The organism is Agromyces rhizosphaerae, from assembly GCF_027925245.1.
GTDB lineage: Bacteria > Actinomycetota > Actinomycetes > Actinomycetales > Microbacteriaceae > Agromyces > Agromyces rhizosphaerae.
Genome location: NZ_BSDP01000001.1, coordinates 1,038,793 through 1,063,515, shown reverse-complemented (window position 1 = coordinate 1,063,515; position 24,723 = coordinate 1,038,793). Strand labels below are relative to the sequence as shown.

Here is a 24,723-nt window from a genome sequence, read left to right as displayed (position 1 = left end):
TAGGGGGGGTACATGGACGGAATCATCCGGATATATGCTTGCGCTCGGACTCTCCACACGCCTGCGTCGGGGACCCGGTGCGCTTCGGGACTGGCGGTTCGGCGGTGAGTCGCACACCACCACCACGATCGAGGAGCATCACCTTGGCCACCGAAGACCCCATCCCGCAGAGCGGCCGCGGCATGGACCGCCGCAGCGTCGTCAAGGCCGCAGCGTGGTCGGTGCCGGCCGTCGCCGTCGCCGCGTCGGTGCCCGCGTACGCCGCGTCGACGCCCAACGACCCCTGCATTCCGGCGACCTTCCTCGACGGACTGGAGCCGGGCACCTCGCCGTCCAGCATCTCGTTCTTCCCGTCGACCGTCATGGCGTCGCTCTCCTACGCGTCCAGCGGCCAGGGCGGCGACAGCACGCCAGGCAGTACCGGGCAGGTCGCCGCGACGAGCACCGTTCCGCCGTGGAACTACATCGAGATCGAGATGGTCTCGCAACTCGACGCAGGCGACTGGGTGGAGCTGACGATCACCCTCAGCGTGCCGGTCGTGGGGCTGTCCTTCACGCTGCACGACATCGACTGGGTTGCCGGCGCGTGGTACGACTCGGTCAGCGTGACGCCGGCGGGCTACACCCCGACGCTCGGCGCCAACGTCCAGGGCACGGGCACCGCCGGTGACCCGTTCCGGCCGATCGGCGAGGGCGACAACCCGATCTCCAGCGGCCTGGGCGACGTGCGCATCACGTATCCGCTCTCGGGGCCGGTCTCGCAGGTCGTCATCCACTATCAGGCCGGCATCACCGGCAACTCCGGCAACCAGCACATCGGTCTCGGTGACCTCAGCTTCGAGAACTGCCCTGAGGAGGCGAACCTGGCTCCGCAGACCCTCCAGGGCACGTCACTGCGCAGCGCGCCGACGTCGGAGCCGCGTCACCAGGTCAGCTCCGGCACGCCGAAGTTCGTGCCGTGCGACGGCACCGAGGACACCTGATCCGAGGGCTCCACACGCGGACGAAGCGCCGGGCGACCATGTCGCCCGGCGCTTCGTCGTTCGTGGGTGCGGGCTGCTAGTTCAGCCCGGGGATGACCAGCCAGCCCTGCTCGAGCACGAGCCAGAGCGCGATGAGCGCGAGGGCGATGATGGTGAGCGTCATGCCGAGGCGGCCCCGCGTGACGAGGGCGACGACGAGCACGACGAGCAGCGCGATGCCGAGCACGAGCGAGCCGAACGGGATGCCCGTGATGAACAGCGACAGCACGAACAGCGCCGCGACGACGATCTCGATGATGCCGATGATGGCCGAGCCGCGTGCACGGACGCGCCAGATGCCGTCGATGAGGGCGAGCACGCCGCCGACGAGCGCGATGAGCAGGAGCCAGGACAGGGTGATCACGGTGGTTCCTTTCGTTGAGGGCGCACTCGGCCGGGGTACGGCTGGGGCGCCCGAGGGGCATCCGGCCGGGGGTGCTCCGGATGCGCGGCCCGTCTGCGGGCCCGGCCCGCGAACGAGCCGGGGTCAGCTTAGGGACGCCCGGGGCGCGCGTCGATTCCGGGCCGGGGGCTTGTGCCGCCGGCCCGGAATCCGCTATTTCGCGTGGGGCATGCCCCTCGCGGGCTCGCTCAGGCCACCAGCGCGTCGGCGCGGTCGAGCGCGCGGTCGATCACGTCGAGGCCGCGCCGCAGCTCGTCCTCGGTGATCACGAGCGGCGGTGCCACGTGCAGGCGGTTGAAGTGCACGAACGGCCAGACGCCGCCCTCCTTGCACGCGGCGACGACCTTCGCCATCGGCGCGGCATCCGCCCCGCTCGCGTTGAACGGCACGAGCGGCTCGCGGGTCGCCGGGTCGCGCACGAGCTCGATCGCCCAGAACAGGCCGAGGCCGCGCACCTCGCCGACCGACGGGTGGTGCTCGGCGATCTCCGCCAGGCGCGGCGCGACCACGCGCTCGCCGAGGTCGCGCACGCGCTCGAGGATGCCATCGCGCTCGAACACCTCGAACGTCGCGACGCCGGGGGCGCAGGCGAGCGGATGCCCCGAGTAGGTGAGCCCGCCCGGGAACGGCACCGTGTCGAAGTGCGACGCGATGCGCTGCGAGATCACCACGCCGCCGAGCGGCGCGTAGCCCGAGTTCACGCCCTTCGCGAAGGTGATCAGGTCGGGCGTCACGCCGAAGTGGTTCACCGCGAACCACTCGCCGACGCGGCCGAAGCCGACCATGACCTCGTCGGCGATGTAGACGATGCCGTAGCGGTCGGCGAGCTCCCGCACGCCCTGCAGGTAGCCGGGCGGCGGCACCAGCACGCCGTTGGTGCCGACGATCGTCTCGAGGATGATCGCCGCGATCGTCTGCGGGCCCTCGAGCGTGATCACCTGCTCGAGGTGCGCGAGCGCGCGCTCGGTCTCCTGCTCCGGCGTCTCGGCGTGGAACGAGGAGCGGTACGGGTAGGGCCCGAGGAAGTGCGCGACCGAGCCGTCGCTCGGCTCGTTCGGCCACCGGCGCGGGTCGCCCGTGAGGGAGATCGCGGTCGAGGTGCCGCCGTGGTAGCTGCGGTACATCGACAGCACCTTGCGCCGGCCCGTGACCTGGCGGGCCATGCGCACGGCGTACTCGTTCGCGTCGGCGCCGCCGTTGGTGAAGAACACCTTGTCGAGGTCGCTCGGCGCGACCTCGGCGATGCGCCGGGCGAGCTCGCCGCGCACGTCGTTCGCCATCGACGGCTGGATGGTCGCGAGGCGGCCGGCCTGGCGCTGGATCGCCTCGACCAGGTCGGGGTGCTGGTGACCCAGGTTCAGGTTCACGAGCTGGCTCGAGAAGTCGAGGTAGGCGTTGCCCGCGTAGTCGCGGAACGTCGACCCCTCGCCCGACGCGATCGGCAGCGGGTCGATCAGCGCCTGCGCGCTCCAGGAGTGGAACACGTGCCCGCGGTCGTCGGCGCGCACCCGCGCGTCGGCCTCGCGGTCGGGCAGCGCGTGCGTGGAGCCGTCGCGCCGCGTGTACGTCGCCTCGGGGGCGTCGGCCAGCTCAGGGGCATCCGCCCGGCTCATCGTGTCGGTCATTCGGTCTCCGTCCGTGGAGTGCGGTCACTTTTCAGGAGCGCCGGCTGAGGTGGTGGTGAGATGTTGCGGGTGTGGCGATCGAGTGCAGCAATGGTGCAGGTTCCGGATGCTCCGTGCAGCAACTCGCCACGCGGCCTGCCAGGCTCCTGAAAAGTGCCGCCCTCGTTCGCTCAGTGGTTGCTCGGGAAGCCCAGGTCGACCTGGGAGGGGGTGTGGTCGGGCCAGCGCGTGGTCACGACCTTGGAGCGCGTGTAGAAGTGCACCGACTCGGGGCCGTAGATGTGCGCGTCGCCGAAGAGCGAGTCCTTCCAGCCGCCGAACGAGTAGGCGCCGATCGGCACCGGGATCGGCACGTTCACGCCGACCATGCCGACCTCGATGTCGAACTCGAACTGGCGCGACGTGCCGCCGTCGCGCGTGAAGATCGCGACGCCGTTGCCGTAGCGGTTGGCGTTCACGAGCGCGACCGCCTCGTCGTAGGTGTCGACGCGCACGACCGACAGCACCGGTCCGAAGATCTCGTCGTCGTACGCCTTCATGCCGGGCTGCACGTGGTCGAGCAGGCTCACCCCGATGAAGAACCCGTCGCCGTCGAAGGCCTTCGTGGTGCCGTCGACGACGACGGTCGCGCCCTCGGTTGTTGCGCCGGTGACGTAGGAGGCGACCCGGTCGCGGTGCTCGCGCGTGATGAGGGGGCCCATCTCGCTCGCGGCATCCGTGCCGTCGCCGATCGTGAGGTCGTCGATGCGCCGGGCGATGCCCGCGACCAGGTCGTCGGCGACGTCGCCGACCGCGACCAGCACCGAGACGGCCATGCAGCGCTCGCCGGCCGAGCCGTACGCCGCCGAGACGGCCGCGTCGGCCGCGGCCTCGACGTCGGCGTCGGGCATGACGACCATGTGGTTCTTCGCGCCGCCGAGGGCCTGCACGCGCTTGCCGTTGGCGGATGCCCGCTGGTAGATCGTCTTCGCGATCGGCGTCGAGCCGACGAAGCTGACCGCGTCGACGTCGGGCGAGTCGAGGATCGCGTCGACCGCGACCTTGTCGCCGTGCACGACGTTCAGCACGCCGGCCGGCAGACCGGCCTCCTCGAAGAGCGTCGCGAGCAGCACCGAGGCGCTCGGGTCCTTCTCGCTCGGCTTCAGCACGACCGTGTTGCCGCAGGCGATGGCGGATGCCACCATCCAGAGCGGCACCATGACCGGGAAGTTGAACGGGGTGATCGCGCCGACGACACCCACGGGCTGCTTCACCGAGTGCACGTCGACGCCGCCGGCGACCTGCTCGCTGCGCTCGCCCTTCAGCAGGTGCACGAGGCCGGCCGCGAACTCCACGTTCTCGATGCCGCGGCTGATCTCGCCCGCGGCATCCGACAGCACCTTGCCGTGCTCGCTCGTGACGACCGCGGCGATCTCGGGCGTGCGCTCCTTGAGCAGCTGGCGCAGGCGGAAGAACACGTCGGCGCGCTTGATGAGGCTCGTCGCGCGCCAGGCCGGCAGCGCGGCCCGGGCGGCGGCGATCGCCTGCGCGACCTCGGCCTCGCTCGCGAGCGCGACCTCGTGCTGCACCTCGCCCGTGGCGGGGTTGTAGACGGGCGAGCGGCGCTCGGCGTCGCCGGTCGGGGCGCCGTCGATGTGGTGTCGGATGAGGCTCACGGATGCTCCTGGTGCGTGGTTCACGACGAGCGCCCGGACAATCTGCCCGGGCGCCGTCTAAGCTGGTGCACCAATACTTCCAGAGCTGGAGCGTGCAACAGGATGCCAGAACGTCGGGAAGATCGTGAGTCCCGCACAGAACGTCCGGGTGGCCTCGCGGTCGGTCATGGGGTGCTGCCGACGGTCGGCGAGCTGCTGCAGCTGCCGGCCTTCGCCGACGGCATGCCCGAGGTGCTGGTGGGCGAGCAGGCGCTCGAGGCGCCCGTGCGCTGGGTGCACGTGTCCGACTCCGCGGGTGTCGCGCGGATGCTCGAGGGCGGCGAGCTGCTGCTCTCGACCGGATCGGGGTGGCCCGAGGAACCGGTCGGGCTCTCGGCGTTCATCGCGGGGCTCGTCGAGGCCGGGCTGTCGGGCCTCGTGCTCGAGCTGGGCAGCCACTACCACTACGTGCCCGCGGTGGTCGTGCAGGCCGCGGCGACGCACGGCCTCGCGCTCGTCGCGCTGCACCGCGAGGTGAAGTTCGTCACCCTGACGCAGGCCGTGCACAGCCGCATCATCTCCGAGCAGACCAGCGCGCTGCGCGCGCTCGACGAGCTGCACGAGCTGTTCACCGCGCTCAGCCTGCGCGGGTCGCCGGCCGACTACATCGTGCGCCAGCTCGGCCACGCGCTGCGCTCGACGGTCGTGCTGGAGAACCTCGCGCACGAGGTCGTCGCGCTCGAGCTCGGCGGCGAGAACGAGGAGGACGTGCTCACCCGGTGGGAGCCGCGCTCGCGCCTCGCCCATCGCGCGACCGAGCAGCGCTCGGCCCTCGGCCAGGCGGCGCGCTCGCCGGAGGACTGGCTCATCGTGCCGGTCGAGGCGCGGGGCATCCGCTGGGGGTCGCTCGTGGCGCTGCCCGGGCCGCCGCACCCCGCCGGCCGGGCGAACGTGCTCGAGCAGGGCGCGATCGCGCTCGCGTTCGGACGCCTGGGTGACGCCGCCCGCGAGACCGACGAGTGGACGAGGCTCGGGCAGCAGCGCCTGGTCGACGAGCTGCTCGAGGGGCGGTTCGGCGCACGCGGTGCGGCGGCGGCCCGGGTCGAGGCCGCGGGGCTGCCGATCGAGGGTCGCACCCTGGTCGGGCTCGCCGTGACCGGTGCGGGGGCGGCCGGGCCCGCCGTGGTCGCCGCGGCCCGCGAGCAGGGCGCCGCCGCGCTCGCCGCGGCGCACGGTGAGACGACCATCGCCATGCTCTCGCTGCCCGGAGCCACGCGGTTCGACGAGCCGGTCGCGACGCGGTTCGCCCGCGATCTCGCCCGGCTCTCGGGTGCCGAGGCCGAGCGGGTCGTCGTGCACGTCGGCGGGCCGGCCCGCGACCTGCCGACCCTGCTCACCGCCGTGCAGGAGGCCCTCGAGCTCTCCCGCTCGCGCCCGCCGCGCCAGCGCGGCCCGCTCGTGAAGCGCGTCGACGACCGGCCGCTCGCGCGCCTCGTGACGGCGCTGCGCGACGACCACCGCCTCCAGGAGCACTCGGAGCGCATGCTCGCACCGCTGATCGAGTACGACCTCCAGCGCGGCGGCGACCTGCTGCAGGTGCTCGGGGCGGCGCTCGCGCATCCGGGCAACCGCACGGCCGCGGCATCCGCCTCGCACCTCTCGCGCTCGGTGTTCTACCAGCGCATCGCGCTCATCTCCGACCTGCTCGGCGCCGACCTCGACGACGGCGAGACGCTCACGGCGCTGCACCTCGCCCTGCTCGCGCGGGAGGCCGGCACGGGCCGCTGAGTCGTCGCCCCCGGAGTTACTTGCTATTGACAAGCGTGCTTGCGAAGAGCAAGCTATGCGTGTCGGCGATCGTCGACGACCCCACCACGGGGGACCACACAGGGGGAACCACATGACGCACATCTTCGTGAACCTCGCGACCGCCGACCTCAACGGGGCGAAGGAGTTCTACACCGCGCTCGGCTTCGAGCTGAACCCGCTCTTCACCGACGAGAACGCCGCCTGCGTCGTCGTCGACGAGAACGTCTACTTCATGGTGCTGACCCGGGAGTTCTTCCAGGGCTTCACCGACAAGCACCTCACCGAGCCGAAGACCCACGCGCAGGTGCTCACGGCCCTCAGCCGCGAGTCGCGCGACGAGGTCGACCGGATCGTCGAGCGCGGGCTCGCCGCGGGCGGCAGCGAGCCGCGCCCCGCGGTCGACCTCGGCTTCATGTACTCCCGCGACCTCGAGGACCGCGACGGCAACATCCTCGAGTTCCTCTACATGATCCCCGAGGCCGTGGAGATCGGCCCGCTCGCGTACGCCGCCGAGCACGGCGTCGAGGCGCCGGCCTGACGGGCGGGGGTCGCCGATGGCGGTGCGCCAGGCCCGCGGGTTCGGGCAGTACGGCGGGACGGCCCGCGCGCTCGAACGCGTCGGGGAGCGCTGGGCGCTGCTCGTCGTGCGCGACCTGCTCGCCGGCCCGCGCCGGTACACCGACCTGAAGGCCGGGCTGCCGCGCATCCCGACGAACATCCTGAGCGACCGACTGAAGGAGCTGCAGGAGGCCGGGGTCGTGCGCCGGGTGCCGATCGCGCGCTGCGGGCTCGTCTACGAGCTGACGGATGCCGGCCGGGAGCTCGCCCCCGTCGTCGCGGCGCTCGAGCGCTGGGGGTGGGCGCAGCTCGGCGACCCGGGCGACGACGAGGCGGTGACGCGGGACGGCCTGGCCTCGGCCCTGCGGGCGGCATTCCGAGCGGATGCCGCGGAGCCGGCGCCGGTCCGCACGGTGCTGCGCGTCGGCGAGGTCACCGTCGTCGTCACGACCGCGGGCGATGACCTCGACGTCGTGCCGATCGGCGACGACGCGCTGCCGCAGCCCCTGCGCCCGGAGGCGCCGGTCGCCGCCGAGACGAGCCTGGAGCTCGACCTCGACCCGACGGGCCTGCGCGCACTGCTCGCGGGCGAGACGGATGCCCCGGGCATCCGTGTGCTCGACGGCGACGCGTCCGCGCTGGCGGCGTTCACCCGGCGCTTCCGCATGGGCGCCGCGGCGGTCGATCCGGTCGCGCGCTAGACCGGCCCGAGCGCCCGATGCGGGGCATCCGGCAGCTCGACCTCGATCGCATCGCCCGCGCGCACCACGCCGCCCGTGGCGACCACGCCCATGACGCCCGAGAGCCGGTGCACGGTGCCGTCGTCGTCGGTGCGGATGAGCCGCTTCATGAGCCCGTCCTGCACGCCGTTGATCTGCTTGCACGGGGTGCGCAGCCCGGTCAGCTCGACCACGGCGTCGGAGCCGAGGCGGATGCGCGTGCCCTCGGGCAGCCCGAGCAGGTCGACGCCGCGTGTGGTGACGTTCTCGCCGAGCATGCCCGGGTCGACGGCGAACCCGTCGGCGGCGACCTCGTCGAACAGCTCCGCGTGCATGAGGTGCACCTGGCGGAGGTTCGGCCGGGCGGCGTCCTTGCGCACGTCGTGCAGGTGCCGCACGGTGGCGCCCGCGTGCGCGTCGCCCTCGACGCCGTGGTTCGCCACGAGCATGATCTCGTCGCGCACGGGCTTGGAGAAGTGGTGCCCGGAGTCACGGGCGACGGCGACGACGGTGGGTGCGGCTTCGGTCATGACGTCAGTCTGCCCGAAACGCCCGGCGCACCTCGTCGTGCGGCAGCGCCGGGCTGAAGTGCCCGTCGCGGCCGACCATGTCGCGCGCGGCGACGAGCACGTTCGCGACGGCCTCCTCGGTCGCCTGCACGACGGCCTCGTAGAGCGGGTCGATGTGGCCCCACGGCACGAAGCGCGAGGTCTCGTAGTCGTCGGACCCGGGGCCGGCGGTCGGCATCGACGACGTGAACGCGCCCGGGTTGGCGGTCGAGCAGGCGAGGAAGATGTCGCCCGAGAAGTGGCTGCCGCTCGTGCCGGTGCGCGCGAGGCCGAGGGGCACCCGGCGCGCGAGCGCCGCGCACTGACCGGGCAGCAGCGGGGCATCCGTCACCACCACCCCGATGACGCTGCCCGCCCCGGCACGTGCCCTGGCGCGCTCGCCGTCGCGCACGAACCACTCGACCTCCTCGTACGGGTTCGCCGCCGCCGAGTCCCGCCCGAGCGGACGGCCGACGAGCCGCAGCTCGTGGCGCGTGCCGAAGTTCGCCTGCAGGAACACGCCGACCGTGTAGCGGTCGCCGCCGTGGTCGACCACGCGCGACGCGGTGCCCGAGCCGCCCTTGAAGCCGTAGCAGTTCATGCCCGTGCCGCCGCCGACGTTGCCCTCGGCGATCGGCCCCGACGCCGCCGCGTCGATCGCGGCGATCGCGTGCTCGGGACGGACGTGCCCGGCGTTGATCTGGTTGAGGTAGCCGTCCCAGGTCTCGCCGACGACGGGCAGCATCCACTCGGCGCTGAGCTCGGGGTGCTCGCGGTGCACCCACCGGTCGACGCCGGTGTGCGCGGCGCCCACGGCGTGGCTGTTGGTGAGCGCGATCGGCAGCGCGAGCGTGCCCGACTCCTCGATCCAGCTCCGGCCGGTGAGCTCGCCGTTGCCGTTCATCGAGTACACGCCGGCGGCGCAGGGCACCCCTGCGTCGTCGCGCCCGCGCGGCAGGATCGCGGTGACCCCGGTGCGGGCGACGGATGCCTCGTGCGGCTCGCCCGCGATCAGCGTCTCGTACCCCACGAGGACGCCCGGCACGTCGGTGATCGCGTTCCACTCGCCCGGGGTGCCGTCGAACGGCACGCCGAGGTCGCGGGCGCGGGGCTCGCTCACGCCGGGCATCCGTTCACGCCAGGTAGACCTTGCGCAGCGGCGCGCGCACGGTCCAGACGGTCTCCATGCCGGCGACGAGCCGGACGACCGACCCGGCCTGCAGCTCGATCGAGTCGAGTCCCGTGTCGTGCCCGGGCCCACCCGTGAACTCGACGGTCGCGTCGCCCGCCAGCACGACGAACACCTCGTCGGCCTCGACGTCGCTCATGGCGCCGACCGACATCTCCCAGACGCCGATCGTGACCGGGCCCTGGTCGTCGAGCACGAGGTGACCGGTCGTGGGCTCGCCCGCGACGACCTGGTCGGCCGGCACCGGCTCGTGCTCGAGGGCGACGGATGCGGCGAAGACGACGAGTCCGGGCTCCAGGCGCGGCGCGGTCACGAGTCGAACCCCAGTCCGAGTGCGTCGAGGGTCTTGAGCAGCACGTTGCGCCTCCCGTCGTTGTGGTCCGCGCGGTCGAGCGACCAGCGCGTCGCGTTGATGCCGATCGCCGCCGCGGGCTCGGGCGGGAACGGCAGCGGGCGCTCGCGCACCATCTGCAGCTCGGTGCGCTCGGTCTGCACGCCGGCGAGCCGGTCGAGCATGACCTCGGCGGCGAACCGGGTCGAGGCGACGCCCAGCCCCGTGAAGCCCGCCGCGTAGGCGACGCGCCCGCCGCGCGCGGTGCCGTAGAACGCGCAGAACTGCGTCGACGTGTCGATCGCGCCCGCCCAGCGGTGCGAGAACCGCAGCCCCTCGAGCTGCGGGAACGTCGTGAAGAAGTGGCTCGCGAGCAGTTCGAACGTCTCGGGGCGACGCTCGTAGCTCGACCGTACGCGGCGCCCGTAGTGGTAGATCGCGTCGTAGCCGCCGAACAGGATGCGGTTGTCGCGGCTCAGCCGGTAGTAGTGGAACTGGTTGGCCATGTCGCCGATGCCCTGGCGGCCGCTCCAGCCGATCGACGCGAGCTGGTCGTCGGTGAGCGGCTCGGTCATGAGCGCGTAGTCGTAGACCGGCACGGTCATGAGCCGGTTGCGCTTGAGGAGGCTCGGGAACACGTTCGTCGCGAGCGCGACCTGCCGGGCGTGCACCCGGCCGCGCTCGGTGGAGAGCGTGACGGATGCCGCGTCGGAGTCGAGCTTCCGAACGGGCGACTCCTCGAAGATCTCCACGCCCAGCTCGACGGCGACGCGCGCGAGCTCCAGCGCGAGCTTCGCGGGGTGCAGGATCGCCGAGGTGCGGCGGTGCCAGACGCCCGCGAGGTAGGTGGGGGAGTCGACCTCGGCGCGCATAGCGTCGGTGTCGAGGTAGGTCAGGTCGTCGATGCCGTGCTCGGCGGCATCCTCCATCGACTCGTGCAGCCACTCGACCTGGTGCGGCTCGACGGCCACGTCGAACGAGCCCGTGCGCTCGAAGTCGAAGTCCATGCCGAGCTCTGACACGGATGCCTCGATCGCGTCGAGGTTCGACAGGCCCAGCCGGTCGAGCTCGGCGAGCTCGTCGGGCCAGCGGGAGAGGCCGTTCTCGCGGCCGTGGGTGAGACTCGCCTCGCAGAACCCGCCGTTGCGGCCCGACGCGGCCCAGCCGATGCGCTTGGCCTCGACGAGCACGACCTTGAGGTCGGGGTCGCGGCGCTTGGCCTCGACCGCGGTCCAGAGGCCGGTGTAGCCGCCGCCGACGATCGCGAGGTCGGCCTCGATCGTGCCCACGAGCTCGGGGCGTGCCGGACGGTCGACGTCGTCGAGCCAGAACACGCGCTGCTCGGAGCTCTCGAGGCTGTGCGCGACGACGGATGCCTCGGCCGGACGGCGTTCGAATACGGTGCTTCCCACGCCTCCATCCTCGCGCGTCGGCGCCCGATCGCGCGCGTCGCGAGTGTCGCGACCTTTCGCGGGGTCCGCACAGGCCGTCCGGACGGTGCAGCGATTGGGGCTCGGATCAGGCGGCGGCGCGCAGCATCCGCTCGATCGCGATGATCGCGAGCACGCTCCGCCGCATCGCCGTGGTGGCGCCGAAGTTCACCACGAGGTGGGCGTCGTGCACGGGGTCGTGGAAGACGTGCGTGGCGAGGATGCCGGTGTGACCGACGGGCCGGGGGTACCCGCGCAGGAACGGCGAGAACTCGCCGAAGCGCAGCTGCATTATGCCGGTGCCGTAGTGGATGCCCGGGCGGAACCGGTGCTGCATCGTGGTCATGGCCTCGAGGCTCGCGGGGGAGAGCAGGCGCCCGCCGTGCAGCGCCTCGCTGAACGCGAGCAGGTCGTCGGGCGTGCTCGCGACCCCGCCGCCGGCCCAGTCGATGGTCAGGCTGCGGAAGCCCGCGATGTCGGTGCGGCCGAGGCGCACGGGGAGGATGCCGGGGTCGACGTCGACCGGCCCGTCGCCGTCGTTCGCCGCGCGCGAGCGGTACGGCAGGAACGTGTCGTCCATGCCGAGCGGGGTGAAGAGGCGCTCGTGCAGCAGGTCGTGGAAGGCGGTGCCGGTGCGCTCCTCGAGGATGCGGCCGAGCAGCACGTACCCGGTGTCGGAGTAGTGGAACTTCACACCTGGGAGCGCGACGGGGTGCTGGCGCTCGCGCGTGACGGCGAGCAGGTCGCCGGGGGTCCAGGTGCGGTCGGGTTCGTCGACCAGCAGGCGATTCAGGCGCGGGCCGTCGGTGACGCGGTCCTCGAAGTAGTCGGCGACGCCCGACGTGTGGGCGAGCAGCTGGCGCGTGGTGGCCGCGGCGGCGTGGTCGGTGCCGCGGACGGTGAAGAGGCCGGCGAGCTCGTTGGCGGGAAGCAGGCTCGTGAGCGGCGCGTCGAGGTCGAGGTCGCCGCGCTCGGCGAGCTGCATCGCGATGGTCGCGGTGAAGAGCTTGCCGACGCTCGCGACGTGGAAGCGGCCGCGGGGGTCGCCGACGCGCGCGTCGATGCCGAGGCGTTCCGCGCGCACGGCGACCTGGGGCGTGCCCGGGCCGGAGTCGTCGCGTGCGTGCTGTGCGACGGCCTTGCTCAGTCGCGCGGTGAAGTCCGTGTTCGTGGTCGTCTGCAGCAGCATCCGTCTCACCTCTCGGTATATCACTAGTAGGTATATCCCGTAGAGTAGGCCCATGCAGGGTGGACGTCAATGGGCAACGTGATCCTCGGGCTGCTGCTGCTCGCACCGCAGACGCTGTACTCGCTCAACCAGCAGTTCCGGCACGGCATCTCGCTCTTCTACCGGGCGAGCTACGGCAGCCTGCAGTCGGCGCTGCGCACCCTCGCCGCGAAGGAGTACGTGACCTTCGCCGAGACCGTCGAGGGCGGGCGCAACAAGAAGGTGTACTCGATCACGGATGCCGGTGCCGCGGCGTTCCACGCCTGGATGCGCGCGCCCGTCGAGGGCAGCGACATCGAGGTCGCCGCGCTGTCGAAGCTGTACTTCCTGGGGCTCGTCGACGAGCCGGCCGAGCGCCGTGCCGTGCTCGACGACGTGGTCGCCGCGATCGAGCGCGACCGTGCGCAGCTCGCGTCGCTTGACGCGACCCTCGACGAGATGGACGTTCCGGAGCAGTATCGAAGGGTGTTCCACTACCAGCGGAAGGCGTTGGAGTACGGCCTGATGTCGACGGACGCGGCGGAGGGCTGGTTCCGGGCGCTCGCCGCGCAGGAGCCGGGCGGCGAGTCGCGCTGATGCAGGTCACGCCCGACGGACGGTTCGCGCTCGAGTTCGACGCGCGGTTCGACGGGGCGGAGCTCGACCGGTCGCAGTGGTTGCCGTGCTACCTGCCGCAGTGGTCGAGCCGCGCGCGCACGGCGGCGCGCTACGAGCTGCGCGACGGGCGGCTGCACCTGCGCGTCGAGGCCGACCAGCCCGCGTGGTCGCCCGAGTTCGACGGCGAGGTGCGGGTGTCGAACCTGCAGACCGGCGTGCGCTCGGGGCCCGTGGGGAGCACGTCGGGGCAGCATCCGTTCCGCTCGGGGCTCGTGGTGCGCGAGGCGCAGGAGCCCGAGTGGACGTACACCCCGCGGTACGGGCGGGTGGAGATCCGGGCGGCGGCGCGGGTGGCGCCGGGCGCGCTCGCCGCGCTCTGGCTGATCGGTGTCGAGGAGGAGCCCGAGCAGTCGGCCGAGATCTGCGTGTTCGAGATCTTCGGGTGGGACGTCGCGGACGAGGGTGCGCTCGTCGGCTGCGGGCTGCATCCGTTCGCCGACCCCGCGATCACCGACGACTTCAGCCAGGTGCCGTTCGCCGCCGACGTGCGCGAGCCGCACGACTACGCCGTCGAGTGGACGCCCGGCGGGGTGGAGTTCTCGTTCGACGGGCAGGTCGTGAAGCGGTCGTCGCAGTCGCCGGACTACCCGATGCAGCTCATGCTCAACGTCTACCGGTTCGGGGCGGATGCTCCCGAGACCGCGCCCGAGCTGGTCGTCGACCACGTGCGCGGGTGGCGGTGGCTGGGGGAGTGACGCGTCAGGCGCGGGGCGCGTGCGCCTCGAGGAACTCGTAGACCTCGGTCTGGTCGACGCCGGGGAACGTGCCGGTCGGCAGCGCCGCGAGCAGGCTCGTCGGGGTGCGGGCGGCCGGCCACGAGGCATCCGCCCACTGCTCTGCCAGCGCGTCGGGCGCGCGGCGGCAGCAGGTCTCGTCGGGGCAGCGGCTCACGGAGCGGTGCGGGGTCTCGCGGCCGCGGAACCACTTCACGTGGCCGAACGGCACGCCGACCGACACCGAGTACTCGCCCTCCTTGGCCTTCTCGATGCGCGAGGTGCACCAGAACGTGCCCGACGACGTGTCGGTGTACTGGTACCAGGGGCTGAACCGGTCGGTCGCGTCGAAGACCGTGCGGGCGGTCCAGTTGCGGCAGACCGTCGTGCCCTCGACCGCGCCGAGCGCGTCGGACGGGAAGCGCACCGAGTCGTTCTCGTAGGCCTTGATGATGGTGCCCGACTCGTGCACCTTCATGAAGTGCACGGGGATATCGAGGCGCGCAGTGGCGAGGTTCGTGAACCGGTGGGCGGCGGTCTCGTAGGAGACGGCGAAGTGGTCGCGGAGCTCCTCCATCGAGATGCGGCGCAGGTTCTTCGCCTCGGTGAGGAAGCGCACCGCGGCCTGCTCGGGCAGCAGGATCGCCGCGGTGAGGTAGTTCGTCTCCACGCGCTGGCGCAGAAACTCGCCGTAGTTTCTCGGCTCCGCGTGGGCGAGCACGTGGCTCGCGAGCGCCTGGAGGATGGGGGAGCGCGAGTCGCGCGACGGCGACTGCGAGGTGGGCAGGTAGATGCGGCCGTTGCGCTTGTCGGTCACCGAGCGGGTCGAGTTCGGCAGGTCGCCGACGTAGTGCAGCGAGTAGCCGAGGTGGCTCGCGATGTCGGCGACGAGCTGGTGCGAGACGGGTCCGCCGCCGTGGCCCACCGCCTGCAGCAGCTCGGCCGCGCGCTCCTCGAGCTCGGGGAAGAAGTTGTCGCGGGCGCGCATCTCCTGCCGGAGCTCGGCGTTGGCGCGTCGGGCCTCCTCGGGCGTCGCGGCGCGTTCGCGGTGCAGGCGGTCGATCTCGTTGTGCAGCGCGAGGATCGTCTGCAGCGTCTGGTCGTTCATGCCCTTGGCCACGCGGAACGCGGGCAGGCCGAGGGCCTCGAAGACGGGGCCGCGCTGCGCGCGCTCGACGGCGATCTCGAGCGCATCGCGAGGGCTCGGCGGCTCGGCGCGCAGCAGCTCGTCGACGGTCGTGCCGAGGGCGAGTGCGATCGTGCGGAGCATCGAGAGCTTCGGCTCGCGGCGCCCGTTCTCGATCATCGAGACCTGGCTGGGTGCCCGGTCGACGGCCTGGGCGAGCTGCTCGAGGGTCATGCCGCGGGCGGTGCGGGCCTCGCGGATGCGGCGGCCGAGCGTCAGCGCGTCGATCTCGTCGTCGTGCTCGGTGTCGTCGCGGTCGGTCTCGGGGCGCGCCTGCGGGCCCGCGATGCGGGTCGGTGGAGTGGCGCGATCTGCGATGACCATGGATCGATGTTCACATGGTTGTGCAGCGGGTGCAAACAGAAGAAGTGGGAAAGTTCTGCGAATCCTGCCGGATCGGCTGGCGGCTGCCGCTCAGTCGGCGTGCTCCGAGAGGAGTTCGGCGAGCACCCGGCGCGCGCCGGCCGCGATCGGGGGATGGCGTTCGGCGACGTGCGCGAGCTGCGCGAGGGCCTGCAGCAGTGCCCAGCCGCGGGCGCGCGCCCACTCGTCGTCATCGGCGTCGACGGCGGCGCGATAGGTCTCGCGGGTCGTGCGTCCGAGGAGGTTCCACGCGACCCGGTGCTCGCTCGCCGGGTCGCCGAGGCCCATCGTTCCGAAGTCGAGCACGCCGGTGAGGCGACCGTCGGCGACGAGGAGGTTGCCGGGGGAGAGATCGCCGTGAATCCAGGTGCGGGTCGCCGGTGGGCGTGCGCTGCGAGCGGCGCTCCAGATCGCGTCGAGCTCGGTCGCGCCGATGGCCGCGAGCTGCCCGCTGACGAAGTCGTCCTCCCCGGCGAGGGGGAGCGGCCACGCGGTGGTCGGTGCTCCGTCGGGGTCGAGGTCGCGCATCGCGCGAGCGAAGGCGGCGAGGTCGCGGGCGAGGTCGTGCTGGCCTGCGAGCGCCGACGATGAGGCATCCGCTTCGTCATCGACCGGTGGGTGCTCGCCGACGAGCCATCGGCAGACGGTCCAGTGCCAGGGGTATCCGTCGGCGGGTCGGCCGAGGGCGAGCGGCAGTGGCGCGGCGACGGGCAGTTGCGGTGCGATGAGCGGGAGCCAGCGGTACTCGCGTTCGAGGGGGGCGGCCGCCCACGGCATGCGCGGCAGGCGCACGGCGAGCTCGTCGCCGAGGCGGTACATCGCGTTGTCGGTGCCCTGCGACGGTGCGGCGCCGATCGGGAGGTGCGCCCACTCGGGGAACTGCGCGGCGACGAGACGGCGCGCCAGGGTGGCATCCGTCGGCACCTCGTCGGGGTGGGTGGTGCGCATCGGCACACGGTAGCGCAGCGGGGTGTTCGGGGCGCCGGAGCGGGGCGCGCAGAAGCGGCCCGAATGTCGGTGGGTACTGGTCGAATGAAGACGTGGAAGAGGCGGGCGAGGGCATGCGGGAGCAGGCCGCGACGGGTGTCGCGGTGCTGCTCGAGCAGTTGCCTGCGCGTCTGCCCGCGCCCGACGAGATCGACGCCGAGTGGGCGCTGTTCGACCGCGACGTCGAGGCGTGGTGGGAGCTCGTGCGGGCCGACGCAGAGGGGTGTGAAGCCGAGCACGGCGTGCGGCCCGAGCACCTGCTCGACCTCGAGATCGACGAGGTCGCGTCGCTCACGCGGCAGCTCGAGCGCATCGCCGCACGGCGTGCGCGGGTGCTCGAGCGGGCACGGTTGCGGGCGCTCGAGCTGGAGGAGTCGCGGGCCGCGGAGCGCGAGGCCAGGGGGCTGCGCGTCGAGGCGCCGTCGCGGCGGCGCGAACTCGCGCACCGGTCGGTGACGGCCGAGGTCGCCTGCGCCACCCGATCCGCCGAGGGTGCGGTGTCCCGGTGGCTGGCGGATGCGTCGCGGCTGGCCGACGGTGCCGACGCCACGCTCGCCGCGGCCGAGTCCGGGCGCATCACCTTCACGCACGCGCGCACGATCGCCGACGAGGTTTCGTCGCTGCCGTCCGAGGCTCATTCCGCGTACGAGGCGGCCGTGCTGCCCATGGCCGAGCAGACGACCCCGGCGCAGTTCCGGCGCCGCGCGCGGCGGATGCGGGAGCAGATGCATCCCGATTCGGTCGAGGCCCGCGTCGCGGCCGCAGCCGCCGAGCGCCACGTGCGCATCACGCCCGAGCGCGACGGCATGGCATGGCTCGGCGCGTACCTGCCTGCTGTGCGCGCGGCGTCGATCGACGCGCAGCTCGACGACCTCGCGGGGGAGCTGGGCTCGGCCGAGGGCGAGCAGCGCACGATGGCCCAGCTGCGGGCGGATGTGTTCGCCGACCTGCTGACCGGCGGGTCGTCGTGCGGCTCGGTCGGACCCGCCGCCGGTGACGCCGTTGATGCCGGCCGTGAGGGTGTGGGCGATGGCGTGGAGCGCGGGCTCATCGGGCGTTCGTCGGTCGCGGCTTGCGAGTCGGGCGACGCTCGCGACACGTCGGGCAGTGCGCGACCGCGCCGGCGGGGCATCCGCCCGACCGTCACTGTGACAGTGCCGGTCATGGCGCTGCTCGGGCACGGAGACGAGCCCGCCGAGCTCGAGGGGTACGGGCCGATCCCGGTCGACGTGGCGCGCGAGCTCGCCGGAGCGGCGCCCTCGTGGAAGCGGCTGCTCACCCACCCCGAGGCGGGCACCGTGCTTTCGGTCGGCCGGGAGAGCTACACCGTGCCTCCCGACCTGCGCGCGTGGCTGCGCGTGCGCGACGGCACCTGCCGGTTCCCGGGGTGCACAAGAGCGGCCGCACGATGCGAGGTCGACCACACCGTCGACTGGGCCGCGGGCGGCGAGACCCGGCACGACAACCTCGCGCACCTGTGCGCACGACACCACCACCTGAAACACGAGGGTGGATGGCGCGTGCAGCCGGCGCCGGGCGGGGTGCTGCACTGGCGGAGTCCGACCGGGCGCGAGTACTCGACCGAGCCCGAGCGCCGCATCGGTACGGGCGCGCCCGACGGCGGGCGCGGTTCGCCTGCGCCGCCCGATCCACCGCCCGAAGACGCTCCGTTCTGATCGGGCGATGGCGCGATGACGCGTGCCGTCCACACGTGCACGGGTTTCACACGGCACCGTGGTTGACTGGCATTTCCGCGCCGATCGGCGCGCGCTCACGACCGGAAGAACCTCCATGCACCGCTCTGCGTTCCTCGCTCCCATCGCCCTCTCCGCACTGCTGCTCGCCGGGTGCACCGGCACCGCCTCCGGAGCCTCCGCGGATCAGTCCACCGAGGAGGCCTGCGGCGTGCTCAACACCGCCGGCGCGGAGCTGGCCGAGGGCATGGGCATCGAGGACGCCTTCGCGGAGGCATCCGCCGACCCGACCCAGGCCGCCGAGCGACTCGAGGCGTTCGCAGACACGCTGGCCCAGACGGCGCAGGACGAGGTCGGCAACGCCGAGGTGCGCGACGCGGCCCTCGAGTTCTCGACCCAGGTCGGCGCCATGGCCGACGTGCTCGCCGCCGCCGCCGACGATCCGACCGCGATCGACCTCGACGCGTTCACGACGACGGTCGAGGAGTTCGGGGCGGCGTCCGTCGCGTTCGAGGAGATCTGCCCGGCCTAGGAGGCCGAGCGGCTCAGGAACCTGAGGCGTACACCCGCTCGCCCTCGACGAAGGTCTGCTCCACGGTGGTGAGGCCGATCTCGTCGTCGGGCGCGGCGAAGGGGTCGCGGTCGAGCACCGTCAGGTCGGCGTACTTGCCGACCTCGATCGTGCCGGTCAGGTCGTCGAGGTGGTTCACGTAGGCCGAGCCCGCCGTGTAGGCGGTGAGCGCGGTGCCGAGGTCGAGGCGCTGGCCGATGTAGAAGGGGTCGTACTCGCCCTCCTCGAGGCCGGGCGCCGACTTCCGGTTCACCGCCGTGTGGATGGCCGACATCGGGTTCGGCGAGGTCACCGACCAGTCGCTGCCGGCCGCGAGCACCGCGCCCGAGCGCAGCAGGTCGCCGAACGGGTACTGCCAGGCCGCGCGCTCGTCGCCGAGGAACGGCAGCGTGAGCTCCACCATCTGCGGCTCGTACGCGGCCCAGAGCATCTGCATGTTCGCCACGACGTCGAGCTCGCGGAACCGGTGCAGGTCGTCGGGGTGGATGACCTGGATGTGCGAGATGTGGTGACGATGGTCGCTGCGGCCGTTGCGGGTGATCGCATGCTCCACGGCGTCGAGGCACTCGCGCACGGCGCGGTCGCCGATCGCGTGGAAGTGCGCCTGGAAGCCCAGCGCGTCGAGCCTGGGCACCGCCTCGTTCAGCACCTCGGGCGCGATGAACGAGATGCCCGAATTGTCCGACGGATGCCCGTGGCCATCGCAGTACGGCTCGAGCATCGACGCCGTGAAGTTCTCCGGCACGCCGTCCTGCATCAGCTTGATGCTGGTCGACGCGAACCGGCCGCCCCGATACGCCTCCCGCTTGGCCACCAGGTCGTCGATCTGCTCGAGGCCGCGCGTGCGGTCCCACCAGATCGCGCCGACCACGCGGCCGGTGAGCAGCCCGCGCTCGGCGGCCTGCACGTAGGCGGGCCCGGCGTCGCCCGCGTCGCCGTACGACCCGACGATCGCGTCCTGCCACCCCGTCACGCCGTACGAGTGCAGGAACTCCTGGCCCAGCAGCACCGCCTGCTGCAGCTCGTCGTCGGTCGTGCGCGGCAGCAGCCGGTTCACGAGCGACATCGCGCCCTCGTGCAGCGTGCCCGACGGGTTGCCGTCGGCATCGCGCTCGATGCGCCCGTCGGCCGGGTCGGGCGTGTGCCGGTCGATGCCCGCCAGTCGCAACGCGACCGAGTTGACCCACGCGCCGTGGCCGTCGCGGTTCGGCAGGAACGCCGGCCGGTCGGGCACCACGCGGTCGAGGTCGGCCGCCAGCGGCGTGCCGCCCGGGAACGCGCTCATCGTCCAGCCGCCGCCGAGCACCCACTCGTCGTCGGGGCGCGCGGCCGCGTACTCGGCGATCATGTCGAGGTACAGCTGCGGCGTGCCGAACACGTGCGCGAGGTTGCAGCGCATCAGGTCCAGCCCGCCCCACACCGGGTGCGCGTGCGCGTCCTGGAACCCCGGCACCAGCATCCGCCCGGCCAGGTCGACCTGCTCGGTGTGCGGCCCGATCAGCTCGCGCACCTCGTCGTGGCCGACGGCGACGATGCGCCCGCCCGTCACGGCGACCGCGGTCGCCCGGTTGCGCTGCGTGGTGGCCGTGAAGACCGGGCCGCCCGAGAAGACGAGGTCGGCGTGCTGCTGCATGTTCAGTTGGTGCTCAATTCCCAGTCATCGTCCGCGCGATCTGCGTCGCCGAGTCGCCGGCCCGGCGCAGCACGAACGCGACGAACGCGAGCGCGATCAGCGTCAGCAGCAGCATCAGCGTCGAGACCGCGGCGATCTCGGGCCGCAGGCCCGTGCGCACCGCGCTCAGCACGTACACCGGCCACGGCGTCGCGCCCGAGACCTGCACGAACGCCGAGACGATCGTGTTGTCGAGGCTCAGCGTGAACGACAGCAGGAAGCCGGCGAGCACGGCGGGCATCGCGAGCGGCAGCGTCACCTTGAAGAACGTCTTGATCGGCGTCGCGTACAGGTCGGCGGATGCCTCCTGTAGCTGCGCGTCCAGGCCCGCGAGGCGGGCGCGAACGATGTACGACACGACCGCCGTCGCGAACAGCGTGTGACCGACGACCAGGCGCGCGATGCCGTTGTTGAACAGCGTCAGGCCGAAGTCCTGGCCCAGGGTCACGAGCCACGGCAGCAGCGCCACGGCGTCGACGATCTCGGGGGTGACCGACACCAGCAGCAGCAGCACGAGGAACCAGCCGACCCACTTGCCCGGTCGGCTCGCCATCGCGATGCCGGCGAGCGTGCCGAGCGTCGTGGCGATGAACGCCGCGATGATGCCCGACTGGATCGAGACCATCACCGCGTTCTGGATCGCGGGCTTCTGGAAGATCGTGAGGAACGCGTCGATGCCGAAGCCGTCCCACGCGACCAGCAGGCGGCCCGTGTTGAACGAATAGATGATGATGACGATGATCGGCACGAACAGGAAGCCGAAGACCAGCACGCTCCAGACGGTGAGCGCGATGTCGGACGCCGACTTGCGCGCCGGCCGGATCTCGGGAGCGGATGCACCGGGGGCATCCGCCGTGCCGACCGCGGGTCGTTCGTTCAGGGCGGTCATGACTGTGCCTCCGTCGCGGCCGATGCCGGGATGCTGCGGGTGCTCGTCGCGTTCGCCTCCGCGTCGCCGATGACGAGTCGCCGGCGCATGCGCGAGGGCATCGTCACGAGCCAGACGATGAGCCCGCCGACCGCGACCGTCGCCATGATGACGAGGATCAGCAGCACGGCCATCGCCGAGCCGAGCGCCCAGTTCTGCGCGGTCTGGAACTGGCTGGCCACGAGCTGGCCGACCATGTTGCCCTGCGCGCCGCCGAGCACGGTCGCGGTGATGTAGTCGCCCATGAGGGGGATGAACACCAGCAGCACACCGGCGATGATGCCGGGGCGGGCCAGCGGCACCGTGACGCTCAGGAAGGTGCGGATGCGGCCGGCGCCGAGGTCCTTCGCGGCCTCTCGCATGGGGTCGCCCACGCGGTCGAACGCGACGAACAGCGGCAGGATCATCAGCGGCAGGTAGTTGTACACCACGCCGAGCAGCACGCCGCCGCGGGTGTACAGCAGGTCGAGCCCGCCGAGGAGGCCCTGCGGGGCCAGCAGGATCTGCCAGCCGATGGTGCGGACCAGGAAGTTCGTCCAGAACGGCACCATGACCAGCGCGAGCAGCAGCCCGCGGCGGTTCGGCGGCGCCTTGACGGCCATCCAGTAGGCGACCGGCGCGCCGATCACCAGGCAGAGCAGGGTGCCGAGCACGCCCACCCAGAGGGTGTTCATGAACGTGGCGAAGAACACCGGCGAGAACGCCTCGACGTACCGGTCGAACGACAGCACGTCGGTGGCGTGCGTGCCGAAGATGCCCGGCTTGTAGCCGAAGCTGAAGTAGATCACCATCCCGACCGGGATGATGAAGAACGCGACCAGCCACGCCCATGCGGGCGTGGCCAGCGCGAACTTCGGACTACGCACCAGCGGCGACCTTCGTCTTGTTCCAGATGTCGACGATGGTCTGCTGGGCCTCGTTGATGGTGGTCTCCTGCATCGTCGCGAGCTGGTCGGACGTGAAGAAGATGAGCTCCGGCAGTTCGACGCCGTACTCCTCGGCTGCCGCCTCGATGTCCGCGCCACCGGTGTTGTAGCCGATGTAGTCGAGCTCGAGCAGCGAGTTCTCCGGGGTGAGCACGTAGTTGATGAACGCGTGCGCCGCCTCGGGGTGCGGGGCGCCGGCCGCGATCGCCCAGTTGTCCATCCAGATCTCGGTGGTCGGGGCGGGGAGGACCCACTTCCAGTTCTCCGGAGTCGACGACTCGAGGATGCCGAGGCGCGCGTCGCCGTTCCAGGTCTGCACGAGGGCGGCGGCGTTCGTCGGGATGATCGTGCCGCCCGGGTACGACTCGAAGGTCGAGATGTGCGGCGCGATGTTGTTGACCATGTAGTCCTCGGCCTCGGCGAGGAGCGTCTCGTCGGTCGTGGACTGCGACTCGCCCTTCGACCAGAGGTACGCGCCGGCGATCGCGATCGGGTCGTCGAGCATCGAGACGCTGCCGCTGGCCTCGTTCTGCGCGGCGTCGAGGAAGTCCGCCCACGTGGTGAGCTCGCGGTCGATGACCGTCGTGTCGTACACGTAGCCGGTGGTGCCCCACGCCTTGCAGATGGAGTACTCGTTCTCGGGGTCCCAGGCGAGGCCGAGGAACTCGGGGTCGACGTGCTCGATGTTCGGGATGAGGTCGAGGTTCAGCGGGGTGAACAGGCCGTTCTCGATCATCTGCGGGATGAACGGGCCGGTCGGGACGATGATGTCGTAGCCCGAGGTGCCGTTGGCGGCGATGAGCTTCGAGACGAGCTCCTCGTTCGAGTTGTACGAGTCGAGCGTGATGGTCGGCCCGTTCTCGGTCGTGAAGGTCTCGATCACGCCCGGGTCGTCGTAGTCGCCCCAGGTGTAGATGGAGAGCGAGTCCTCGAGCTCGCCGCCCGTCGCCTGCGGGGCGGACGACTCGGCGCCGCCCGGGGTGCACGCGGCGAGGACGCCGGCGCCACCGGCCGCAGCGGCGAAGCTGAGGAAGCGGCGGCGGTTCAGGTTGCGGGCGATCGTGGGCACCTGGCTCGCGGGGGCGAGGATCTTCAGGGATTCGTTGTCGGCCATGGGGCACTCCTGGTGTTCTTCGGCTGCAGGGGGATGGGTGGTGCGGTGGTGCTGGGTGGTGCTGCTGTGGTGCGGGTCAGGTGGTCGGGAGCTCCACGTGGCCGCCGGCGTGCGCGGCCTCGTCGAGGGGGAACAGGTGCACGCTGTCGGGCGTCCAGCTGCACCAGACCGTGCTGCCGGTCGCCAGGCGCGGCGCCTCCGGGCTCGGGCGGCGGGCGATGATGCTGAGATCGTCGCCGAGCTGCACGAGGTACTGCATGGTCTCGCCCAGGTGGGAGACGCCGATGAGCCGGCCCTCGACCGCGTTGACACCGGGCGAGGCCGGGGCCTCGGCGGAGATCGAGACGAACTCGGGCCGCACGGCCGCCTGCGCGGCCGCGCCGCCGGTGACGGTGTCGAACGAGCGGGTGCTGCGGATCACGCCGTGCGGGGTGTCGACCGCGTCGGCGTCGGCCGTGGCCGTGCCGGGGAAGAAGTTCTGCTGGCCGACGAACGCCGCGACGTAGGCCGAGGCGGGCGCGCCGTAGACGGTGTCGGCGTCGGCGAGCTGCTCGATGCGGCCGTCGCGCATGATCGCGATGCGGTCGCTCATCGAGAGCGCCTCGCCCTGGTCGTGCGTGACGAACACGAAGCTGATGCCGAGCTTCGACTGGAGGATCTTCAGCTCGAGCTGCATCTCCTCGCGGAGCTGCCGGTCGAGGGCGCCGAGCGGCTCGTCGAGCAGCAGCACGCTCGGGCGGTTGACGAGCGCGCGCGCGAGCGCGATGCGCTGCTGCTGGCCGCCCGAGAGCTGGGTCGGCTTGCGGTCGGCGAACCGGCGCATCTGCACCATGTCGAGGGACTCGACGACCCGCTCGCGGATCTCCGACTTCGGGGTCTTCGTCTGGTGCATCCCGTAGGCGATGTTCTCGGCGACCGACATGTGCGGGAACAGCGCGTACGCCTGGAACACGGTGTTCACGTGGCGCTTGTAGGGCGGCACGCCGAGCACGGATGCACCGGAGATGCGGATGTCACCGGCATCCGGCTGCTCGAACCCGGCGATCATGCGGAGGGTCGTGGTCTTGCCGCAGCCCGACGGTCCGAGCAGCGAGATGAACTCGCCCGCCTCGACGCGGAGGCTCAGGTCGTCGACGGCCTTGTTCTGGCCGTAGAGCTTCGTCACGCGGTCGAGGACGACCGTGCCCGTGGCATCCGTGCCGCTCTCGTCCGGCCGGGGCGCAGGCGCGGCCTGCTCCGACGTGTCTGCCACTGTCACGTGGGGATTCCTCCTTGCATACCGCCACCCTCGCTGGGGTGTACCGGGTATTCAATGTCACGCCCGGCGGCCGGGCAATCGCCGATGAGGCGAATGCGACACATCATCCCACCCGGGATGCCGGCCGGACGAACCGTCCGGAAGAGCTTTACCGAGGT

General features: G+C 72.0%; 23 protein-coding genes. 8 read left to right on the top strand and 15 right to left on the bottom strand.

All coding sequences use genetic code 11. The features are described from left to right. Positions 1-143 precede the first annotated feature (143 nt). A complete protein-coding gene (locus QMG39_RS05030) occupies positions 144-983 on the top strand; it encodes a hypothetical protein (protein WP_281882777.1) in 840 nt (279 codons plus the stop codon). A gap of 76 nt (positions 984-1,059) precedes the next feature. On the opposite strand, the gene QMG39_RS05025 is transcribed toward QMG39_RS05030, so the two are convergent. The 3 genes from QMG39_RS05025 to QMG39_RS05015 form a co-directional block, all read right to left on the bottom strand. Further along, a complete protein-coding gene (locus tag QMG39_RS05025) occupies positions 1,060-1,386 on the bottom strand; it encodes a hypothetical protein (protein WP_281882776.1) in 327 nt (108 codons plus the stop codon). A gap of 227 nt (positions 1,387-1,613) precedes the next feature. Then, a complete protein-coding gene (locus QMG39_RS05020; protein ID WP_281882775.1) occupies positions 1,614-3,050 on the bottom strand; it encodes an aspartate aminotransferase family protein in 1,437 nt (478 codons plus the stop codon). Between the two features lie 170 nt (positions 3,051-3,220). Beyond that, positions 3,221-4,705, bottom strand: a complete 1,485-nt coding sequence (locus tag QMG39_RS05015) for a CoA-acylating methylmalonate-semialdehyde dehydrogenase (RefSeq protein ID WP_281882774.1) — start codon at positions 4,703-4,705, stop codon at positions 3,221-3,223. 171 nt (positions 4,706-4,876) lie between these two features. On the opposite strand from QMG39_RS05015, the gene QMG39_RS05010 reads away from it, so the two are divergent. From QMG39_RS05010 to QMG39_RS05000, 3 genes are all read left to right on the top strand, one after another. Then, entirely contained in the window at positions 4,877-6,472 is a 1,596-nt protein-coding gene (locus QMG39_RS05010) for a PucR family transcriptional regulator (RefSeq protein ID WP_281882773.1), read from the top strand. Between the two features lie 112 nt (positions 6,473-6,584). Further along, on the top strand, positions 6,585-7,031 hold the full coding sequence (locus QMG39_RS05005) for a VOC family protein (protein ID WP_281882772.1): 447 nt from the start codon (positions 6,585-6,587) through the stop codon (positions 7,029-7,031). A 16-nt stretch (positions 7,032-7,047) separates the two neighbouring features. Then, positions 7,048-7,752, top strand: a complete 705-nt coding sequence (locus tag QMG39_RS05000; RefSeq protein WP_281882771.1) for a winged helix-turn-helix transcriptional regulator — start codon at positions 7,048-7,050, stop codon at positions 7,750-7,752. On the opposite strand, the gene QMG39_RS04995 is transcribed toward QMG39_RS05000, so the two are convergent. The 5 genes from QMG39_RS04995 to QMG39_RS04975 form a co-directional block, all read right to left on the bottom strand. Then, entirely contained in the window at positions 7,749-8,300 is a 552-nt protein-coding gene (locus tag QMG39_RS04995) for an MOSC domain-containing protein (RefSeq protein ID WP_281882770.1), read from the bottom strand. The two genes, QMG39_RS05000 and QMG39_RS04995, sit on opposite strands and share 4 nt — an antisense overlap. Positions 8,301-8,304: 4 nt before the next feature. Continuing rightward, positions 8,305-9,438, bottom strand: a complete 1,134-nt coding sequence (locus QMG39_RS04990) for a DmpA family aminopeptidase (protein ID WP_281882769.1) — start codon at positions 9,436-9,438, stop codon at positions 8,305-8,307. A gap of 13 nt (positions 9,439-9,451) precedes the next feature. Then, the gene (locus QMG39_RS04985) at positions 9,452-9,820 is read right to left on the bottom strand and encodes a cupin domain-containing protein (RefSeq protein WP_281882768.1); all 369 of its coding nucleotides are present in this window, start codon (positions 9,818-9,820) and stop codon (positions 9,452-9,454) included. Then, positions 9,817-11,250, bottom strand: coding sequence for an NAD(P)/FAD-dependent oxidoreductase (locus tag QMG39_RS04980; protein ID WP_281882767.1), 1,434 nt, complete (start codon positions 11,248-11,250; stop codon positions 9,817-9,819). Before QMG39_RS04980 ends, QMG39_RS04985 begins: the two co-directional genes overlap by 4 nt. Positions 11,251-11,356: 106 nt before the next feature. Next, positions 11,357-12,457, bottom strand: a complete 1,101-nt coding sequence (locus QMG39_RS04975; RefSeq protein ID WP_281882766.1) for a serine hydrolase domain-containing protein — start codon at positions 12,455-12,457, stop codon at positions 11,357-11,359. 69 nt (positions 12,458-12,526) lie between these two features. Here QMG39_RS04975 and QMG39_RS04970 point away from each other — a divergent pair, with 69 nt between their 5' ends. After that, positions 12,527-13,072 (top strand): PadR family transcriptional regulator, encoded by a 546-nt coding sequence (locus QMG39_RS04970; protein WP_281882765.1) that lies wholly within the window; start codon positions 12,527-12,529, stop codon positions 13,070-13,072. Beyond that, entirely contained in the window at positions 13,072-13,848 is a 777-nt protein-coding gene (locus QMG39_RS04965; protein WP_281882764.1) for a glycoside hydrolase family 16 protein, read from the top strand. Before QMG39_RS04970 ends, QMG39_RS04965 begins: the two co-directional genes overlap by 1 nt. A gap of 4 nt (positions 13,849-13,852) precedes the next feature. On the opposite strand, the gene QMG39_RS04960 is transcribed toward QMG39_RS04965, so the two are convergent. Further along, positions 13,853-15,376, bottom strand: coding sequence for a helix-turn-helix domain-containing protein (locus tag QMG39_RS04960; protein WP_281882763.1), 1,524 nt, complete (start codon positions 15,374-15,376; stop codon positions 13,853-13,855). Between the two features lie 90 nt (positions 15,377-15,466). Next, positions 15,467-16,363, bottom strand: a complete 897-nt coding sequence (locus QMG39_RS04955) for an aminoglycoside phosphotransferase family protein (RefSeq protein WP_281882762.1) — start codon at positions 16,361-16,363, stop codon at positions 15,467-15,469. A 92-nt stretch (positions 16,364-16,455) separates the two neighbouring features. Between QMG39_RS04955 and QMG39_RS04950 the strand changes: the two genes are divergently transcribed. Further along, positions 16,456-18,078 carry an HNH endonuclease signature motif containing protein gene (locus QMG39_RS04950; RefSeq protein WP_281882761.1) on the top strand — a complete coding sequence of 541 codons (1,623 nt, stop codon included), beginning with the start codon at positions 16,456-16,458 and terminating at the stop codon, positions 18,076-18,078. Between the two features lie 115 nt (positions 18,079-18,193). Further along, complete coding sequence (locus QMG39_RS04945) at positions 18,194-18,628, top strand: hypothetical protein (RefSeq protein ID WP_281882760.1); 435 nt, start codon at positions 18,194-18,196, stop codon at positions 18,626-18,628. 13 nt (positions 18,629-18,641) lie between these two features. Here the strand turns inward: QMG39_RS04945 and QMG39_RS04940 are convergent, their stop codons facing one another. The 5 genes from QMG39_RS04940 to QMG39_RS04920 all read right to left on the bottom strand — a co-directional run bounded on the left by QMG39_RS04940 (position 18,642) and on the right by QMG39_RS04920 (position 24,565). After that, positions 18,642-20,300 (bottom strand): amidohydrolase, encoded by a 1,659-nt coding sequence (locus tag QMG39_RS04940; RefSeq protein ID WP_281882759.1) that lies wholly within the window; start codon positions 20,298-20,300, stop codon positions 18,642-18,644. Between the two features lie 13 nt (positions 20,301-20,313). Then, positions 20,314-21,228 (bottom strand): ABC transporter permease, encoded by a 915-nt coding sequence (locus QMG39_RS04935; protein WP_281882758.1) that lies wholly within the window; start codon positions 21,226-21,228, stop codon positions 20,314-20,316. Beyond that, a complete protein-coding gene (locus QMG39_RS04930; RefSeq protein WP_373878347.1) occupies positions 21,225-22,136 on the bottom strand; it encodes an ABC transporter permease in 912 nt (303 codons plus the stop codon). The genes QMG39_RS04935 and QMG39_RS04930 overlap by 4 nt, the downstream gene beginning before the upstream one ends. Further along, positions 22,126-23,307 carry a polyamine ABC transporter substrate-binding protein gene (locus tag QMG39_RS04925; RefSeq protein WP_281882756.1) on the bottom strand — a complete coding sequence of 394 codons (1,182 nt, stop codon included), beginning with the start codon at positions 23,305-23,307 and terminating at the stop codon, positions 22,126-22,128. Before QMG39_RS04925 ends, QMG39_RS04930 begins: the two co-directional genes overlap by 11 nt. 76 nt (positions 23,308-23,383) lie before the next feature. Continuing rightward, a complete protein-coding gene (locus QMG39_RS04920; protein ID WP_281882755.1) occupies positions 23,384-24,565 on the bottom strand; it encodes an ABC transporter ATP-binding protein in 1,182 nt (393 codons plus the stop codon). Positions 24,566-24,723: the final 158 nt, after the last annotated feature.